The organism is Aggregatibacter aphrophilus ATCC 33389, assembly GCF_900636915.1.
Lineage (GTDB): Bacteria > Pseudomonadota > Gammaproteobacteria > Enterobacterales > Pasteurellaceae > Aggregatibacter > Aggregatibacter aphrophilus.
The window spans coordinates 1,464,727-1,482,109 of the sequence record NZ_LR134327.1 but is presented as its reverse complement, the minus strand read 5'-3'; the positions used below and the strand labels follow the sequence as shown (position 1 = coordinate 1,482,109).

14 protein-coding genes are annotated in these 17,383 nt (G+C 42.1%); 4 read left to right on the top strand and 10 right to left on the bottom strand.

The features are described 5' to 3' along the window. Nucleotides 1-98: 98 nt before the first annotated feature. Both EL144_RS07300 and EL144_RS07295 read left to right on the top strand, forming a co-directional pair. On the top strand, nucleotides 99-1,076 hold the full coding sequence (locus tag EL144_RS07300; protein WP_005703036.1) for an aminodeoxychorismate synthase component I: 978 nt from the start codon (nucleotides 99-101) through the stop codon (nucleotides 1,074-1,076). Between the two features lie 2 nt (nucleotides 1,077-1,078). Then, complete coding sequence (locus EL144_RS07295) at nucleotides 1,079-1,675, top strand: aminotransferase class IV family protein (RefSeq protein WP_005703035.1); 597 nt, start codon at nucleotides 1,079-1,081, stop codon at nucleotides 1,673-1,675. A gap of 107 nt (nucleotides 1,676-1,782) precedes the next feature. On the opposite strand, the gene EL144_RS07290 is transcribed toward EL144_RS07295, so the two are convergent. The 4 genes from EL144_RS07290 to aceE form a co-directional block, all read right to left on the bottom strand. Then, entirely contained in the window at nucleotides 1,783-2,064 is a 282-nt protein-coding gene (locus EL144_RS07290; RefSeq protein WP_005703034.1) for a hypothetical protein, read from the bottom strand. A 97-nt stretch (nucleotides 2,065-2,161) separates the two neighbouring features. Further along, the gene (gene lpdA / locus EL144_RS07285) at nucleotides 2,162-3,586 is read right to left on the bottom strand and encodes a dihydrolipoyl dehydrogenase (RefSeq protein ID WP_005703033.1); all 1,425 of its coding nucleotides are present in this window, start codon (nucleotides 3,584-3,586) and stop codon (nucleotides 2,162-2,164) included. Nucleotides 3,587-3,676: 90 nt separating this feature from the next. After that, nucleotides 3,677-5,557 (bottom strand): pyruvate dehydrogenase complex dihydrolipoyllysine-residue acetyltransferase, encoded by a 1,881-nt coding sequence (gene aceF, locus EL144_RS07280; protein ID WP_005703032.1) that lies wholly within the window; start codon nucleotides 5,555-5,557, stop codon nucleotides 3,677-3,679. Nucleotides 5,558-5,644: 87 nt separating this feature from the next. Further along, nucleotides 5,645-8,302: a pyruvate dehydrogenase (acetyl-transferring), homodimeric type gene (gene aceE / locus EL144_RS07275; RefSeq protein WP_050332655.1), complete on the bottom strand. Its 2,658-nt coding sequence runs from the start codon at nucleotides 8,300-8,302 to the stop codon at nucleotides 5,645-5,647. Between the two features lie 403 nt (nucleotides 8,303-8,705). Between aceE and tehB the strand changes: the two genes are divergently transcribed. Both tehB and uraH read left to right on the top strand, forming a co-directional pair. Continuing rightward, a complete protein-coding gene (gene tehB / locus EL144_RS07270) occupies nucleotides 8,706-9,563 on the top strand; it encodes an SAM-dependent methyltransferase TehB (protein ID WP_032994784.1) in 858 nt (285 codons plus the stop codon). Nucleotides 9,564-9,964: 401 nt separating this feature from the next. After that, nucleotides 9,965-10,378 (top strand): hydroxyisourate hydrolase, encoded by a 414-nt coding sequence (gene uraH, locus EL144_RS07265; protein WP_005703027.1) that lies wholly within the window; start codon nucleotides 9,965-9,967, stop codon nucleotides 10,376-10,378. A 319-nt stretch (nucleotides 10,379-10,697) separates the two neighbouring features. Here uraH and dapD read toward each other — a convergent pair whose 3' ends face one another. From dapD to sppA, 6 genes are all read right to left on the bottom strand, one after another. Continuing rightward, complete coding sequence (dapD, locus tag EL144_RS07260) at nucleotides 10,698-11,525, bottom strand: 2,3,4,5-tetrahydropyridine-2,6-dicarboxylate N-succinyltransferase (RefSeq protein WP_005703026.1); 828 nt, start codon at nucleotides 11,523-11,525, stop codon at nucleotides 10,698-10,700. Nucleotides 11,526-11,559: 34 nt separating this feature from the next. Continuing rightward, nucleotides 11,560-12,531: an HTH-type transcriptional regulator CysB gene (gene cysB, locus EL144_RS07255; protein ID WP_126379414.1), complete on the bottom strand. Its 972-nt coding sequence runs from the start codon at nucleotides 12,529-12,531 to the stop codon at nucleotides 11,560-11,562. A 24-nt stretch (nucleotides 12,532-12,555) separates the two neighbouring features. Further along, entirely contained in the window at nucleotides 12,556-13,533 is a 978-nt protein-coding gene (gene rluB / locus EL144_RS07250; RefSeq protein WP_005703024.1) for a 23S rRNA pseudouridine(2605) synthase RluB, read from the bottom strand. A gap of 38 nt (nucleotides 13,534-13,571) precedes the next feature. Further along, a complete protein-coding gene (locus tag EL144_RS07245; protein WP_005700338.1) occupies nucleotides 13,572-14,195 on the bottom strand; it encodes an L-threonylcarbamoyladenylate synthase in 624 nt (207 codons plus the stop codon). Nucleotides 14,196-14,273: 78 nt separating this feature from the next. Further along, nucleotides 14,274-15,398 (bottom strand): bifunctional chorismate mutase/prephenate dehydrogenase, encoded by a 1,125-nt coding sequence (gene tyrA / locus EL144_RS07240; RefSeq protein ID WP_005703023.1) that lies wholly within the window; start codon nucleotides 15,396-15,398, stop codon nucleotides 14,274-14,276. 42 nt (nucleotides 15,399-15,440) lie between these two features. Beyond that, on the bottom strand, nucleotides 15,441-17,327 hold the full coding sequence (gene sppA / locus EL144_RS07235) for a signal peptide peptidase SppA (RefSeq protein WP_005703021.1): 1,887 nt from the start codon (nucleotides 17,325-17,327) through the stop codon (nucleotides 15,441-15,443). Nucleotides 17,328-17,383: the final 56 nt, after the last annotated feature.

The following is a 17,383-nucleotide window of genomic DNA, read 5'->3' as shown; positions in this document are numbered from 1 at the left end:
AAAGCTCTCTTGGTTTTGGGCTCGATAAGGGGCTAAAGTATATAATTCTAAGCCGATTTACGCTAAAATTTTTGTCGTTTTTTTCACGAGATAAGGTTATGTGGCAAGATTTTATTCAACAAGCGAACCAATTCGGCAAATCCAAACGCCCTTTTTTCTTTTTAATCGATTTTGAGCAACAAAAACCAATACTTTGCCCGTTAAATGAAACAGCGGCACGAGACATTTATGTGCAATTTCCCGCTTATCGTAATCTCGATTGGCGAGAAAGATTACCGACGGAAGCCTTTTATTTACGCAAGCACCCTATGGATTTTACCGCGTATCAACAAGGCTTTGAGTTAGTGCAACGGGAACTACGTTTCGGTAATTCCTATTTGCTTAATCTCACCTATCCAACGCCCATTGAAACCAATTATTCTCTGCGCCAATTGTTCCAAGCAAGTCAAGCCAAGTATAAATTGTTGTTTAAAAATCAATTTGTGTGTTTCTCGCCGGAATGTTTTGTGAATATTCGTGATAACCGTATTTTTACTTATCCCATGAAAGGCACTATCGATGCTACGCTACCCAATGCGCAAACCACGCTACTGAATAACTCAAAAGAACAACGGGAACACTACACTATTGTAGATTTAATGCGCAATGATTTGGCGACGGTAGCAGAAAATATTCAAGTGACGCGCTTTCGTTATGTGGAACAAATTCGAACGGAACTGGGGGCGATTTTACAAACCAGCTCCGAAATTTGCGGTGAATTGACGGAAAATTGGCAGGCGCAGATAGGTGCTATTCTGGCTAGCCTATTGCCCGCCGGCTCCATCAGTGGTGCACCGAAAGAAAAAACCGTGCAAATCATTCAACAAGCGGAAAGTCAACCTCGCGGGTATTACACAGGCGTTTTTGGTATTTTCGATGGCGAATCCCTGCAAAGTGCCGTGGCCATTCGATTGATTGAACAGACGGATAATGGCTTAGTCTTCCGCAGTGGCGGCGGTATTACCGTTCAAAGTGATGTGCAAGAAGAATATCGCGAGCTTATTCAGAAAGTGTATGTGCCGTTACAACGAGGTTAATCATGGAATTCCCTTTATTTGAAACCCTTGCCATAGAACATGGCAACGTTCTCAACATCGAACGACATCAACAACGCTATGAACGCAGCTTACAAGCATTTTATGGCGACAAAAGTGTGGTCGTTTTTCCAAACGTTTTTCAACTTGCCAAGCATATTCATGTGCCAGCGGAATTATGCAGTGAACCGCTTATTCGCTGCCGTATCGATTACAACGCCGAGCAAATCCAATGCCGGTATTTTCCTTACACCCGTAAAACCTACCGAACATTTAAACCGATTGTCTGCGACCACATTGACTACGGGTTAAAATACGCCGACCGCACCTTATTAAACGAACTGTTAGCGCAAAAAGGCGACTGCGACGAAATCCTCATTATCAAAAACGGTTACGTCACCGACTGCACCATCGGCAACCTCATTTTTCGCCAAGGTACTCAATGGTTCACCCCCGACACACCGCTACTCGAAGGCACCCAACGAACAAAACTCTTAGCACAAGGACGCATAAAAGTGCGGTCGATTTTGGCTACGGATTTACACTTATTTGAGGAGGTGAGGTTGATTAATGCATTGAATGGGTTGGAGGAAATTAATTAATTTTAAAGAGTTCATAAATAAGTGCACTATCATGGATCTATAGGACGATAGTGATATTAAAAATTAAAGGCGATAAAATCATATTGAATTTTCTATTTAAAGTGCGGTCATTTTTCCGTGCGTTTTTCATTATCATTTCTTTTTCTTTGGCTCAACCAATCAAACAACACAAAAACCCCAAAAACTAACAAACAAAGACAGCCCAACGGTAAGGTTGCTAAACCAAGCCACCCAACGGCGGTCGCAGAACTGTTTGCTTCGTTTAATGCACTCAAAGGGACGCCACGTTGTAACGCTTCAAAATATGCCCAAATGAGCATCACAATAAAAGGAGAAAAGGCAAAAAGCACAATAGCAATGTTAATAAAAATAAATTGTTTAAGACGCATAAAATAATCTCTCTACCAAATCGTTTTTGCCGCCGATTAATTATACCTGCAAAAAAGCCTTCCCAAACGGAAAGGCTTTTATTTTGAATGAAGCAAATTATTTTTTCTTCGCTTTTGGATTAGGTAAGTCGGTGACCGACCCCTCAAACACTTCGGCAGCAAGACCGACGGATTCGTGTAAGGTTGGGTGGGCGTGGATGGTCAATGCGATATCTTCCGCGTCACAACCCATTTCGATGGCAAGACCAATTTCGCCTAACAATTCACCGGCATTGGTGCCGACGATGGCGCCGCCAAGTACGCGATGCGTGTCTTTATCGAAAATCAGTTTGGTCATACCGTCGGCGCAGTCGGAAGCGATTGCACGACCGGAAGCTGCCCATGGGAAGTTTGCGATTTCGTAGTTTACGCCTTCGGCTTTACATTCTTTCTCGGTTTTACCTACCCACGCTACTTCCGGTTCGGTGTAAGCGATTGACGGAATCACTTTCGGGTCGAAATAGTGTTTTTTGCCCGCAATCACTTCGGCGGCAACGTGACCTTCGTGCACCCCTTTGTGTGCTAACATCGGTTGACCCACGATATCGCCGATAGCGAAAATATGGGAAACGTTGGTACGCATTTGTTTGTCAGTACGGATAAAGCCGCGTTCATCAACGTTTACGCCGGCTTTTTCCGCGTCGATTAATTTGCCGTTCGGGGTACGACCGATCGCCACCAATACCGCATCATAACGGTTAGTGATGTTGCCCGCTTTGCCTTCCATAGAAACGTAAATACCGTCTTGTTTGGCTTCTACTGCAGTCACTTTGGTTTCAAGCATTAAGTTGAATTTTTGCTCGATACGTTTGGTGAAGATTTTGACGATGTCTTTGTCCGCCGCCGGAATTACTTGATCGAACATTTCTACCACGTCAACTTTTGAACCCAAGGCTTCATATACAGTACCCATTTCCAAACCGATGATACCGCCACCCATGATTAACAAATCTTTCGGCACTTCACGCAAAGCAAGGGCATCGGTGGAATCCCAAACACGCGGATCGTGATGAGGAATGAACGGAAGTTCAATCGGACGTGAACCCGCCGCAATAATGGCGTTGTCGAATTTCACGCTGGTGACGTTACCGTCTTTGTCGGTCACCGCTAAAGTGTGGGAATCGGCAAATTTGGCTTCGCCTTGCACCACTTGCACTTTACGCATCTTGGCCATACCGGCTAAACCGCCGGTTAAACGGGAAACCACGCCTTCTTTACCGGCACGGATTTTATCTAAATCAATTTTGGGCTCAGAAAATACTACGCCATGATGTTCAACGTGTTTGGCTTCTTCAATGATTTTCGCAACGTGTAATAACGCTTTAGATGGAATACAACCAACGTTTAAGCACACACCGCCCAAGGTGGAATAACGTTCAACAATCACGGTTTCTAAACCTAAGTCGGCACAGCGGAATGCTGCCGAATAACCTGCGGGGCCTGCACCAAGTACAACGACTTGGGTTTTAACTTCTTTACTCATTTTTACCTCGTAAAAACGTTTAAAAAACTAACCGCACTTTGCGATTAGGATAAATTAGAAAAACGCCCCTCAGTTGAGAGGCGTTGCAGATTACATAACTAAACGACGTAAATCAGCCAATACGGAACCGATGTAGCTAATGAAACGCGCGCCATCCGCACCGTCAATGACTCGGTGGTCGAATGACAAGGAAATCGGAAGAATTAAGCGTGGTGCGAAATCTTTACCGTTCCATACAGGTTCCATTGAAGATTTGGATACACCTAAAATCGCCACTTCAGGGACATTCACGATTGGTGCAAAGTGAGTTGTGCCCAAACCACCGATACTGGAGATGGTGAAACAACCGCCTTGCATATCGGATGCCGTTAATTTACCGTCGCGGGCTTTCTTAGAAACGTCTGCCAATTCACGGGAAAGCTCGATAATACCTTTTTTGTTTACATCTTTAAATACAGGAACAACCAAACCGTTTGGTGTATCCACCGCAACGCCGATATTGATATATTTTTTCAAGATTAAGCGTTGTGCATCTTCGGTAATTGAACTGTTGAAACGTGGGAACGCTTCTAACGCTTTAGCGACGGCTTTCATAATGAATACAACCGGCGTGATTTTCACACCAAGTTTTTGTTTTTCAGCTAAAGCATTTTGTTCTTTACGGAAGGTTTCTAAATCTGTGATGTCCGCTTTGTCGAAGTGGGTAACATGAGGAATCATGACCCAGTTACGATGTAAGTTCGCACCGGAGATTTTGTTAATACGACTTAATTCAACTTCCTCAATTTCACCAAACTTGCTGAAGTCCACTTTTGGCCATGGTAATAAGCCTAAGCCTGCGCCATTCGCAGCGCCTGTAGCAGAAGCCGCACCGCTTTCTAACGCTTTCACGGCAGCTTTCACATAAGCTTGAACGTCTTCTTTTAAGATACGACCTTTACGACCGGTACCTTTCACTTTATCAAGATTTACGCCAAACTCGCGGGCAAGACGACGAATAACCGGTGTTGCATGAGCGTAGCTTTTCGCACCGGTAACATCGGCATCGGAAGTGGTTGCTGCCGGTGCAGAAGGTGCTACGGCCGGCGCAGCTGTCGGTGCAGGTGCAGCGGCTTGTGGTGCCGGTGCGGCAACCGGTGCACTACCGGCAACTTCAAAGCGCATAATTAATGTACCGGTTGAAACCTTATCACCGGATTTTACTAAAATTTCTTTCACCACACCGGCAAACGGAGCAGGCACTTCCATAGAAGCTTTGTCGCCTTCTACGGTAATTAAGGATTGCTCTTCAGTAATGGTATCACCAACTTTCACCATGATTTCGGTAACATTCACCTCATCGCCGCCGATGTCCGGGATATTCACATCTTTCACGCCACCTGCGACCGGAGCGGCCGGTGCAGCTACCGGTGCTGATGCAGTAGGTACGGCAGCCGGTGCGCTACCGGCAACTTCAAAGCGCATGATTAATGTACCTGTGGAAACTTTATCGCCGGCTTTGATGATAATTTCTTTTACGATACCTGCAACAGGAGCAGGTACTTCCATAGAGGCTTTGTCGCCTTCTACGTTAATGATGGATTGATCAACTTCAACGCGGTCGCCAACTTTTACCATAACATCAGTAACATTGACTTCGTCACCACCGATATCCGGTACGTTGACATCAATAACTTGGGCGCTAGCAGGTGCTGCGGTTGGCGCAGGAGCAGCTGCAGGCGCTTGAGCCGGTGCAGCATCAGCGCTATCTAACACGAGCATCGGTGTACCGGTAGTTACTTTATCGCCTACTTTCACTAAAATTTCTTTTACCACGCCCGCTTCAGGTGCCGGAACTTCCATGGAAGCCTTGTCACCTTCTACGTTAATAATGGATTGATCCGCAGTAATAGTTTCTCCAACTTTCACCATGACTTCGGTTACGGTAACTTCATCACTACCAATATCCGGAATTTGAATTTGTTTAGCCATTTGTTTTTTTACCTTTAAAAATACTTGTAAAACTAACCGCACTTTGAGGTTTTAGCACGTAAGTGCGGTCGTTTTTTTCGTTATTTCTTATGCGTATAACGGATTTAATCTTTCAGGATTGATACCGTATTTCGCGATTGCTTCGGCAACAGCTTTCTTATCAACAGTGCCTTCTTGCGCCAACACATGTAATGCAGCAACAACAACGTGGTGTGCATCAACTTCGAAGTGATCGCGTAAGTTTGCACGACTGTCGGAACGTCCGAAACCGTCGGTACCTAACACATGATAGTGTTTAGACGGCACATAGGCGCGAATTTGGTCGGCGAACAGTTTCATGTAGTCCGTTGCCGCCACTGCCGGTTTGTCGTTCATCACTTGCGCAACGTATGGCACACGTGGCGTTTCGGTTGGGTGTAACATATTCCAACGTACCGCGTCGGCACCTTCGCGAGCCGCTTCAGTGAAAGACGGAGCGCTATAAACATCGGAGCTGATACCGTAATCTTTCGCTAAGATTTGAGCCGCTTCGCGAACATGACGTAAAATCGCACCGGAACCTAATAATTGCACGGTGCCTTTACCTTTGCCTTCAACGCTTTCAAATTTATACAGACCTTTACGGATACCGTCTTCCGCACCGGCAGGCATTGCCGGTTGGTCATAAATTTCGTTTAAGGTGGTGATGTAATAGAACACATCTTCTTGTTTTTCGCCGTACATACGGTGGATACCATCCTGCATTATTACCGCCACTTCATAAGCGAATGCTGGATCATAAGACACGCAGTTCGGGATAGTTAAGGATTGAATATGGCTGTGACCATCTTCGTGTTGTAAACCTTCACCGTTTAATGTCGTACGACCTGATGTACCGCCGATCATGAAGCCGCGCGCCAATTGGTCGCCCGCTGCCCACAATAAGTCGCCCACACGTTGGAAGCCGAACATAGAGTAATAAATAAAGAACGGAATCATCGGCACATTACTGATGGAATAAGAGGTTGCCGCAGCCAACCAGGAAGATGTCGCGCCTAATTCGTTGATACCTTCTTGCAATACCTGACCGTCTTTCGCTTCACGATAGTAAGCTACTAAATCACGGTCGGATGGCACATAGTTTTGACCATGCGGGTTGTAAATACCGATTTGACGGAATAAACCTTCCATACCGAAAGTACGTGCTTCGTCCGCTACGATTGGAACAATGTGTTTGCCCACTTCTTTGTCTTTTAATAGGGTGTTTAAGAAACGAACGAACGCCATTGTGGTAGAAATCGGACGCGGTTGCGCCTCTAACAATGCAGAGAACTCGGAAAGCTCAGGCGCTTTGAAATCCACGCTGAATTTTGGTTGACGTGCCGGCACATAACCTTGTAATGCTTTACGGTGTTCGTGCAAGTATTTGTACTCTTCGGAACCTTCCGGGAACGTAACATAAGGTAATTTTTCCAAATCTTCGTCTTTCACCGGAATGTGGAAGTAGTCGCGGTAAGCTCTGATGCTGTCCACAGACATTTTTTTAGATTGGTGTGCGGTATTTTTACTTTCCGCTTCAGCAATTTTATAGCCTTTCACGGAGTGAACTAAAATTACAACCGGTTTACCTGCTGTTTGCGCTTTCTTGAATGCAGCGAAAACTTTTAATGGATCATGACCACCACGTTGTAATGACCAAATCTCATCATCGGTCATGTCGGCAACTAATGCTGCCGTTTCAGGATAACGACCGAAGAAATGTTCACGTACGTAAGCGCCGTCTTTAGATTTGAATGTTAAGTAGTCACCATCAACTACTTCCATCATTAATTGAGTCAATTTACCTGTGGTATCTTTAGCGAATAATTTATCCCAACGACTACCCCACATCACTTTAATCACTTCCCAACCGGCACCAACGAACAAGCCTTCTAATTCTTGAACGATTTTGCCGTTACCGTTTACCGGGCCGTCTAAGCGTTGTAAGTTACAAGAAATAACAAAAATTAAGTTATCTAAATGTTCGCGGGCTGCAAAAGTTAATGCACCTTTAGACTCGATTTCATCCATTTCACCATCGCCCAAGAACGCATATACTTTTTGGTCTGAGGTGTCTTTTAAGCCACGATTTTCTAAGTATTTCAAGAAACGGGCTTGATAAATGGCATTTACAGGACCTAAACCCATAGAAACGGTAGAGAATTGCCAGAAATCAGGCATTAATTTCGGATGAGGATAAGAAGACAGGCCGTGACCGTGGGCTTCTTGACGGAAATTGTTTAATTGATCTTCGGTTAAACGTCCTTCTACAAACGCACGCGCATAAATCCCCGGCGCCGCATGGCCTTGGAAATAAACTAAATCACCACCGTTTTTCTCAGTTGCCGCCTTGAAGAAATGGTTGAAGCCAACTTCATACATCGTTGCTGCAGATTGGAAAGTGGATAAGTGACCACCTAAATCAAGATCTTTTTTCTGGGCACGTAATACCATCATTACCGCATTCCAACGAATGTAAGAACGGATACGACGTTCAATTTCCAAATTTCCCGGATAAGCCGGTTGCTCGGAAACCGGAATAGTATTCACATAATCGGTTGTGATTCCACTTGGTAAAGAAACACCGCCGGCACGAGCTTGTTGCATAACTTGATCAATAATAAACTGAGCACGCTCAATACCTTCCTCACGAATTAACGAATCAATTGATGCCAACCAATCGTTAGTTTCGATCGGATCTACGTCATTTTTTAACAATTCTGACATAGTTTTTTCCTTATTTTATTAAGTTAGAAGTACGTTTAATCCTACTTTTGGTAGCAATTAAACAACGAATTAATAACTAAAAACGATTCAATTTGTAAAAATTTTCGCCGCCTTACTGTATAAAAAACGCGCATCACAAATTTTTAACAAATAATGTAAATCTTATTAGATTTTTTGAAAAAATGGTAGTGATTTTTCGCTCTAGGCCTGAAAATATCCCATTCGAGCTATATTTTACACATGGCAAATTCACCTCTATTTTGAAAACGTACAAAAAATCAACCGCACTTAATATGATCGCCCAATTTTGGCTTTTGATAATACTCTGAATCGGAATAAAATATTGCATATTTAAAGAATTTAACCTACCATTGCGCTCAACTATTTTACGTTGGAGAAAAAAATGCAAAACGAACTGATTTGTTACAAAAAAATGCCGATTTGGACCAAAGACAGCTTACCAAAAATGTTTCAAGAAAAGCACAACACTAAAGTTGGAACTTGGGGAAAAATTACCGTTTTAAAAGGTCAATTAAAATTTTATGTGTTAACAGAAGATGGCGATATTGTTAGCGAACATGTTTTCACTCCAAATGAAGACACTCCTTTTGTTGAACCTCAACTTTGGCATCAAGTGGAAGCCCTTTCCGATGATTTAGAATGTTTCCTTGAATTTTATTGTACGAAAGAAGATTATTTCAGCAAAAAATACAACATGACCGCTACCCATGGTGATGTAGTTAATGCGGCTAAAATCATTAAGCCTTGTAAAGTATTGGATTTAGGCTGCGGACAAGGCCGTAACTCACTCTATTTGAGTTTGTTAGGTTATGATGTTACCTCTTGGGATCATAATGAAAACAGCCTCATGTTTTTAAACGAAACCAAAGAGAAAGAAAATCTGAAAATTCAGACCGCACTTTACAATATCAATGATGCCAATATTCAAGAAAACTACGATTTTATTATTTCTACCGTGGTCTTCATGTTCCTCGATCGTACCCGCGTACCGGCAATTCTTAAAAATATGCAAAGCCACACCAATTCGGGTGGTTATAATTTAATCGTAGCCGCGATGTCCACTCCGGAAGTACCTTGCCCATTGCCGTTCTCTTTCACCTTCGCTGAAAACGAATTAAAAGAATACTACAAAGACTGGGAATTCTTGGAATACAACGAAAATATGGGCGAATTACACAAAACTGATGAAAATGGCAATCGCTATAAAATGAAATTTGTGACCATGTTGGCAAAAAAATGATCTTCTGATTTAAAGAAGAATAAAATCCCTTACGTAAAATATGTGGTTTTATCCTATCAATATAGGAATTCCATACCGGAAAATTCTCTAGAAAGCTGATGATTTAGGAGAAAAGACTCGACACAAGTGCTAAATGTTTTTCTTTTTCCTAATTAATATAATTTAAACTGTACATAACATATCTCCTAGGACTGGTAAATGTTGAATTTTATACGATTCAAAGCTATTTCAGGTTATTGTTATGTTGCAGCACTTTCAAAAGTGCTATGAAATAACAGCCTTGCCAGTATTATTTTTTTAAATTTGTGACATATATCACACTTTTTATGGGAATTTAAATTACAAATTAAGGACTAACGTAACTCTCATTCACAATTATGCAACAACTAAAGGAGAATTAAATGAGTTTGAAAAATAAAATTGTAGGATTAACTATGATGCTTGCAACATCAACATGCTTTGCTACAACGTATCAGTTAAGTACACATATTTTAGATATTAACAAAGGTATGCCTGCACCAAATGTCAAAATTGAATTGTATAAGTTCAATGATAAAGGTGAGGATTGGGCTCTAATAACAAAAGGAACTACTGACGAAAATGGGCGAATCAAAGATTTTCTACCGATTCAGGATGGGAAAGAAAATAAAGGTATCTATAAACTAAAATTTGAAGTAAAAGAGTATTTTGACAAATTAGGTACCAAGAGTTTTTATCCATTTATAGAAGTGCCCTTTGAACTAAAGGATAATACACACTATCACGTACCTATTACATTGTCTCCTTATGGTTATTCTACATATAGAGGCAGTTGACAGGTATAACCTATTCTTTTAGATAATAGCTAGATAATCTCTAGCTATTATCTGATGGGCTTATATACAAAGATTAAAAAGATTTTAAATCAGAAAAAATAAGAACTTTCTATACAATACATATGAAAACGAAAATGTAAGGCAATATGAAATCACTGTGCGATTTCATAAAGATTTTTATTTCCTTGGAAGATAAGGTTGCCAGTGTAATATTTAAGTTCAATTGAATAATATTCACCCACAAAAATCTGCACTCTAATTAATTGAGTATTCAAATTTTGAGTGCAGTCATGGCTAGCTCATTTTTTTATCGTTTTAATTACTCTTCAATGGAACGCAATAATTCGTTGATACCTACCTTTCCTAAAGTTTTGGCATCCACTTTTTTCACGATAACAGCACAATAAAGGCTGTATTTACCGCATTTTGACGGAAGACTACCGGAAACCACAACGGAACCCGCCGGTACGCGACCATAGAACACTTCGCCGGTTTCACGATCGTAAATTTTGGTGGATTGACCAATAAATACGCCCATGGAGATCACACAACCATCTTCAACGATAACACCTTCCACCACTTCAGAGCGGGCGCCGATAAAGCAGTTGTCTCCGATAATGGTTGGGTTGGCTTGTAATGGCTCTAACACGCCACCGATACCCACACCACCGGATAAATGTACGTTTTTACCGATTTGAGCACAGGAACCTACGGTCGCCCAAGTATCCACCATAGTACCTTCGCCCACATATGCGCCGATGTTTACGTAAGACGGCATTAATACCGCATTTTTAGCAATGTATGCCCCTTTACGTACGGTAGCAGATGGCACCACACGGAAACCTTCTTGTTGGAAACGTTCTTCAGTGTAATCGGCAAATTTTAAGGCGACTTTGTCGTAGTATTTCGTTTCTGAGCCATCAATGATTTGATTCTCATTGATACGGAAAGATAACAAGACCGCTTTTTTTAACCATTGGTGAGTCACCCATTCGCCGTCAATTTTTTCGGCTACGCGGTATTTGCCGCTATCTAAGCCTTCAATGACCTCTTCAATAGCTGCACGGGTTTGCGCATCCACTGTTTTTGGTGTAATTTCTGCACGTTTTTCAAACGCATTTTCAATGATTTGTTGTAAATTTGACATTTTTCTTCCTATATCAATGTGAGTTAAATGAGGGTTATAAGACGTCTAATTTGATGTTATCAAATAATTTTTTTACTGCATTATTGTCATGCATGCGCTCTGCTCTTTCCACATTTTCACGTGTTAAGTGCGGTGAAAAATAATTGATAAAATCATACATATAATTACGCAAAAATGCGCTGTGTTTAAACGCGATTTGCGTCATACTTGCACGGAATAAGTGATCTGCTTTCAGTGCCACTAAATCTGTATCTGCCGGCGTGTGAGCCATGGAAGCCATAATCCCCACACCTAAACCTAAACGAACGTAGGTTTTAATCACGTCCGCATCAGTAGCGGTAAAGACAATGTTTGGTAAAATACCCGCACTGTTAAAGGCATAGTCCAAGTCGGACACGCCAGTGAAACCGAAAGTATAAGTCACCAATGGATATTTACCCAATTCTTCAATGGTTAAATTTTCACATTTAGCTAATGGATGATCGGGTTTCACAATAACGGAACGATTCCATAAATAACAAGGCAACAATACCACGCCGTCAAATAAATACTGCGCTTCGGTCGTGATCGCCAAATCCACTTCACCGGATAATAACGCATCATAAATTTGTGTAGGCGAGCCTTGGTGAATATGCAGGCTTACATCCGGATAACGCTTGGAGAAACGCTCTACTACCGAAGGCAACATATAACGGGCTTGCGTATTTGTCGTAGCAATGCGTAACACGCCATGATCCGGTTTGGTATATTCATCGGCAACGGAACGAATGCCTTGCATTTTCGCCATTAACTCACGGGAAATAGCGACAATTTTTTTACCGGCAGGCGTCAAGCCTTTCATGTGTTTACCATTACGTTCAAAAATTTCCAAGCCTAATTCATTTTCCAATAAACGAACCTGTTTACTAATACCCGGTTGTGAAGTAAAGAGTGCATTTGCCGCTTCCGTCACATTAAAATTTTGATTCACAGTCTCAACCACATAGCGAAGTTGCTGAAATTTCATAAGTTCCTCTTGTAATAAATACGGCTATTTTTTATAACGTCTACTTAATTCTGAATAGCGTTTTACTGCTTTACGAATTTGACCTGCTTTTGATTGACGACGCTGTTTATTCACGTCTAATTTTGTTTCTGTTTCCGGTGCCAAGCCCACTAGGTCGCGCAAGTAATTCACCTCATCTAACGGCATTTCCTGCCAACCGCCACGAGGCAAAGTTTTCATTAGTTTAATATTGCCATAACGAATACGAATCAGGCGGCTAACTTGGATACCTTGTGATTCCCATAAACGACGTACTTCACGGTTGCGGCCTTCCATTAAGGTGACATCAAACCACTGATTCATGCCGACACCACCGCCAAATTTAATATCTTTAAAATTTGCCGGCCCATCTTCTAACTGTACGCCTTTTTTTAAGCGATTTAACATCGCATCATCTACATGTCCGAAGACGCGCACGGAATATTCACGTTCTACTTCACGGTTTGGATGCATCAAGCGGTTTGCCAGTTCTCCATCGGTCGTAAATAACAATAAACCCGAGGTATTAATATCCAAGCGCCCAACGGCAATCCAACGGGCGCCGGTTAAGCGAGGTAAACGATCAAATACCGTAGCACGACCTTCAGGATCATGGCGGGTACAAAGCTCCCCTTCCGGTTTGTAATACATCAATACCCGACACACTTCTTTTTGCGCTTGAGTAAGGTTAATAAGATTGCCGTCAATCCGCACTTTCACGCCGGAGTGTACGTTAATGCGATCACCTAGTGTAGCGATTTTGCCATCCACACTTACTCGATTCTCTGCAATGATCGCCTCAATTTCACGGCGGGAGCCTTGTCCGGCACGGGCTAAAACTTTTTGTAATTTTTCGCCCTCCACCGCAACGGATTTATTGGCAGGCTTATTGACGGATTGACGGGGTTTCACGCCCGTATTTTTTTCTTTATTGGCTGAAAAGTGCGGTCGATTTGGCGTACGTTTTTGTGTTGTGGGTTTCATAAATCCTCATTGTCGCTTTCCCAAGCGTCTGTTGTCGATTAAATAAATGGTGTAGTTGAGCCGCTACCTTCGCGTAAAATAATCGGCGTACTATCGGTTAAATCCACCACCGTAGTAGGCTCTTGCCCTAAATAACCACCGTGAATAATTAAGTCCACCTGACGTTCCAAGCGATCGCGGATCTCTTCTGGATCAGATTGAGTGATATGCTCTTCATTCGGTAACATCAAGGAACAGGACAAAATCGGCTCGCCTAAGGCTTTCAATAAATCTAGAGCGATCTGATTATCCGGCACACGAATGCCGATGGTTTTGCGTTTTGACGTCATTAAACGGCGAGGCAATTCTTTTGTTGCCGTTAAAATAAAGGTGTAACGGCCAGGTGTGTTATTTTTAATTAAACGATACACAGAATTAGGCACCAAAGAATAATTGGATAATTCCGATAAATCGCTACACACCAACGTAAAATTATGACCTTCCGGAAGTTGACGAATCTGCACGATACGATCCATGGCATGCTTATCGCCTATCATACATCCCAAAGCATAACCTGAATCGGTTGGATACACGATAACCCCGCCCTTACGCAGAATTTCAACCGCCTGATTAATTAATCGGGCTTGAGGATTTTCCGGATGGATATAAAAAAATTGACTCATATTCTTCACTCTCCGAGTAAATGGAGGGGCTATTATATCAGGTTAAAATAACGCGAGATAACGGTTTGTTGGGATTGTTTAAACATTTCTCGCATCACTGGCTTGTTGTAAAAGTTGACGACTCTCTTGCAAAAATTGTTCGGAATATTCGCCAAACCAATCACGAATTTGATTAAATTGCGCAATAAAACCGGCTTTATCTTTATTCTTGAAAAACGCAAAACCGGTTTCGTAGCTGTTTTTCAAATGCTCAATGACAGCCAAATTTTCCGGTTTATCAGCAATAATATCCGCATATAACGCTGCATCTTGAGCAAATAAGCGCCCCACCATCGCCAATTCCAAACGATAAATCGGTGAAGATAGCGCCAGTAATTTCTCCAAATCCACAGGCTGCTGAGACAAATACAAGCCGTATACAAACGTAGAAAAGTGACGCAAGGCCTGAATATAGGTCATGTGATGATCATGTTCCGTCGCATCCACATGATAGATTTTCACACCCCACATTTGAATTTGCTGTAACAGCCATTGATAACGTTCACTAAAACGTCCATCGCAACAGGCAACGATTTGTTTCGCCATACTCGCCACATCCGGCCCGAACATCGGGTGCAAACCCACGACAGGGCCATGATGAACCTCCAGCATTTTCTCTAACGGCGCACGCTTCACAGAGGTTAAATCTGCCAGTAGCATATTTTCGGTTAAATACGATTTTAGTTGCGCAATCACTTCTAGGGTATTGGCAATCGGCACAGACACAATAACCACATCGGCATCCTGCAAAATTTGTGCGGCTTGTGGCCAGTAGTTTTGTTCTAAGGAAACAACATTGTAGCCTGAACCGCTCAAATAGCGACCGAACAAACTACCCAATTTACCGCGCCCGCCGACAATAACAATTTTACGAATTTGCGGATTTACCGTTTTAAAACCGAACTGATTTTCGCTTACATAAGATTCACGCATAATGCGACGCAAAATATCTTCGATCAAATTTGGGGAGAGTCCCAGTTTTGTAGCTGCTTCACGTTTTTTCTGCAACATTTCACTTTCCCGTTGCGGAACATAAATCGGCAAACCGTGTTGCTGTTTCACTTCACCGATTTTATGCACGACGTCCAACCGTTTTGCTAAAAGCTGTAGCAATTCTTCATCAAGCGAATCAATCTGCGCTCTCAATTCCGCCAAGCGTTCCATGTTGTCCTCATCTAAAAAATATTGAAAAAACTAACCGCACTTTTACTTCACGGAACCACAAGTCAAGCAATACAAATATTGTCCTTTTGGATCATTAAAGCTATTCAATGCACCCAACTGTTTGGTTAAACGAGTGAATTCTTTCGGTAATCCAACACTTTCAACTACGAGGCCTTGAGCCCAGGCTTTAGCATCACCTTTGTAGCCATGCAGCATTTTTTTCAAGAATGAGCTTTCTTCATCTACAATCCATTCGACAGAAAAGGTGCCTTCGTCAAGTTTGTCTTTTTCCGCACGTTTTTCATTCACTAGTTCAATGGCCTTGCCTAAAGCAGTATCTAATGTGCCAAGCTCATCCACCAATTTACGTTCAAGTGCTTCAGAACCTAACCAAACTTGACCTTGAGCAATACGATCTACTTGCTCCTTGGTTAAATGACGACCTTCACTCACTTTGGTTAAGAATTGATCGTAGCCATGTTCAATTTCCAGTTGAATAACATCATTTAACGGAGAAGATAATGGTGAGAATAATGAACCTAACGTTAAATCAGAGGTTTTCACGCCATCTGCTGTCACGCCGATTTTTTTGATGGTTTTCTCAAACGTCGGCAACACAGCAAAAATACCGATTGATCCGGTAATGGTATTTTTATCGGCCACAATATAATCGGCCGTGGAGGAAATCCAATAACCACCCGAGGCCGCCATGCCCCCCATGGAAACCACGACAGGCTTGCCGGCTTGTTGTAGATGAGTTAGCTCCTGACGAATCACTTCTGAAGCAAATGCACTACCGCCCGGACTATTCACACGTAACACAACACCTTTGACTTTTTTGTCGTCATAGGCTTGGCGCAATAATTTCGCGATAGTGTCGCCGCCCACATTATCTTCGTCACTTTCACCATCAATAATGGCACCTTCCACATTTACCACAGCAATTTTATTCTCAGTATCACCCGACATACGATCCGGCAACGCGGCTAAATAGGAGTCGTAGTCCACCATTTTCGGCTGATGATCTTTATCTTCACCGAAAAGTGCGGTCAGTTTTTTATCGAAATTAAAACGATCCATTACACCAGTCACTAACTTACGTTGTTTCACATACGCCGTGGTATCACCTTTTAAGGCCTTCAATTCAGTTAAATAAGTTTGTACATCCGGCGCAACCGCGCTTTGTTTAATGTCGCGATTCTCTGCCACCTGTTGTTTATAATTGTTCCACATTACATTCAACCAGCGTTGCAAATTGGCCTTTGCCTCATCGGACATATCATTACGTAAATAAGGCTCTACCGCCGATTTATATGCACCGACCCGAAAAACATGCGGATTTACTTCTAATTTATCCAACATATCTTTGTAATACAGATTTTCCTGAGCTAAGCCCTCAATAGCCACCGCACCAATCGGGTTCATATAAATTTCATCGGCATAACTGGCAAGGAAATATTGTGCTTGATTATAGTTATCCGCATAAGCAATCACTTGTTTTCCGCTTTCTTTGAAGTTTTCAATAGCTTCCCCCACATACTCCAACGCCGGCAAATCGCCCCCTTGGAACAGATTCAAATCCAACACTAAACCACGAATTCTGTCGTCTTGTGAAGCCGAATCAATAGCATAAACCACATCAAATGTAGAATATTGCTGCGGGATATTTTGATTATCCAGTTCTTTTAACAGATTTTTCAAATCGCTTTGGTCATCGCGATTATCCGCCAAATAACCGTCCAAATTTAAGAATAGCGCACCTTGGTCGCCATTTAATGCCACTTTTTCCTGTTTATCGGCGCCGATGACAATGCCTATCACGGACAACAAAACTAAAACAAAAATGAGGAAAACAATGTTCATTACAAGATCGCGAATAAAATTCAATGCACGCCAAATATATTTGAATGTAGAAAAAATAAATTTCATATAACCTCAAAAAATCAACAAGAAAACTCACAAAACGGCGTTTAAAATAACACAAA

Bases quoted from the DNA above. Each gene is read 5' to 3' on its own strand.
- EL144_RS07300 (WP_005703036.1), top strand. From the start codon at position 99: ATGTGGCAAGATTTTATTCAACAAGCGAACCAATTCGGCAAATCCAAA.
- EL144_RS07295 (WP_005703035.1), top strand. From the start codon at position 1,079: ATGGAATTCCCTTTATTTGAAACCCTTGCCATAGAACATGGCAACGTT.
- EL144_RS07290 (WP_005703034.1), bottom strand. From the start codon at position 2,064: ATGCGTCTTAAACAATTTATTTTTATTAACATTGCTATTGTGCTTTTT.
- lpdA (WP_005703033.1), bottom strand. From the start codon at position 3,586: ATGAGTAAAGAAGTTAAAACCCAAGTCGTTGTACTTGGTGCAGGCCCC.
- aceF (WP_005703032.1), bottom strand. From the start codon at position 5,557: ATGGCTAAACAAATTCAAATTCCGGATATTGGTAGTGATGAAGTTACC.
- aceE (WP_050332655.1), bottom strand. From the start codon at position 8,302: ATGTCAGAATTGTTAAAAAATGACGTAGATCCGATCGAAACTAACGAT.
- tehB (WP_032994784.1), top strand. From the start codon at position 8,706: ATGCAAAACGAACTGATTTGTTACAAAAAAATGCCGATTTGGACCAAA.
- uraH (WP_005703027.1), top strand. From the start codon at position 9,965: ATGAGTTTGAAAAATAAAATTGTAGGATTAACTATGATGCTTGCAACA.
- dapD (WP_005703026.1), bottom strand. From the start codon at position 11,525: ATGTCAAATTTACAACAAATCATTGAAAATGCGTTTGAAAAACGTGCA.
- cysB (WP_126379414.1), bottom strand. From the start codon at position 12,531: ATGAAATTTCAGCAACTTCGCTATGTGGTTGAGACTGTGAATCAAAAT.
- rluB (WP_005703024.1), bottom strand. From the start codon at position 13,533: ATGAAACCCACAACACAAAAACGTACGCCAAATCGACCGCACTTTTCA.
- EL144_RS07245 (WP_005700338.1), bottom strand. From the start codon at position 14,195: ATGAGTCAATTTTTTTATATCCATCCGGAAAATCCTCAAGCCCGATTA.
- tyrA (WP_005703023.1), bottom strand. From the start codon at position 15,398: ATGGAACGCTTGGCGGAATTGAGAGCGCAGATTGATTCGCTTGATGAA.
- sppA (WP_005703021.1), bottom strand. From the start codon at position 17,327: ATGAAATTTATTTTTTCTACATTCAAATATATTTGGCGTGCATTGAAT.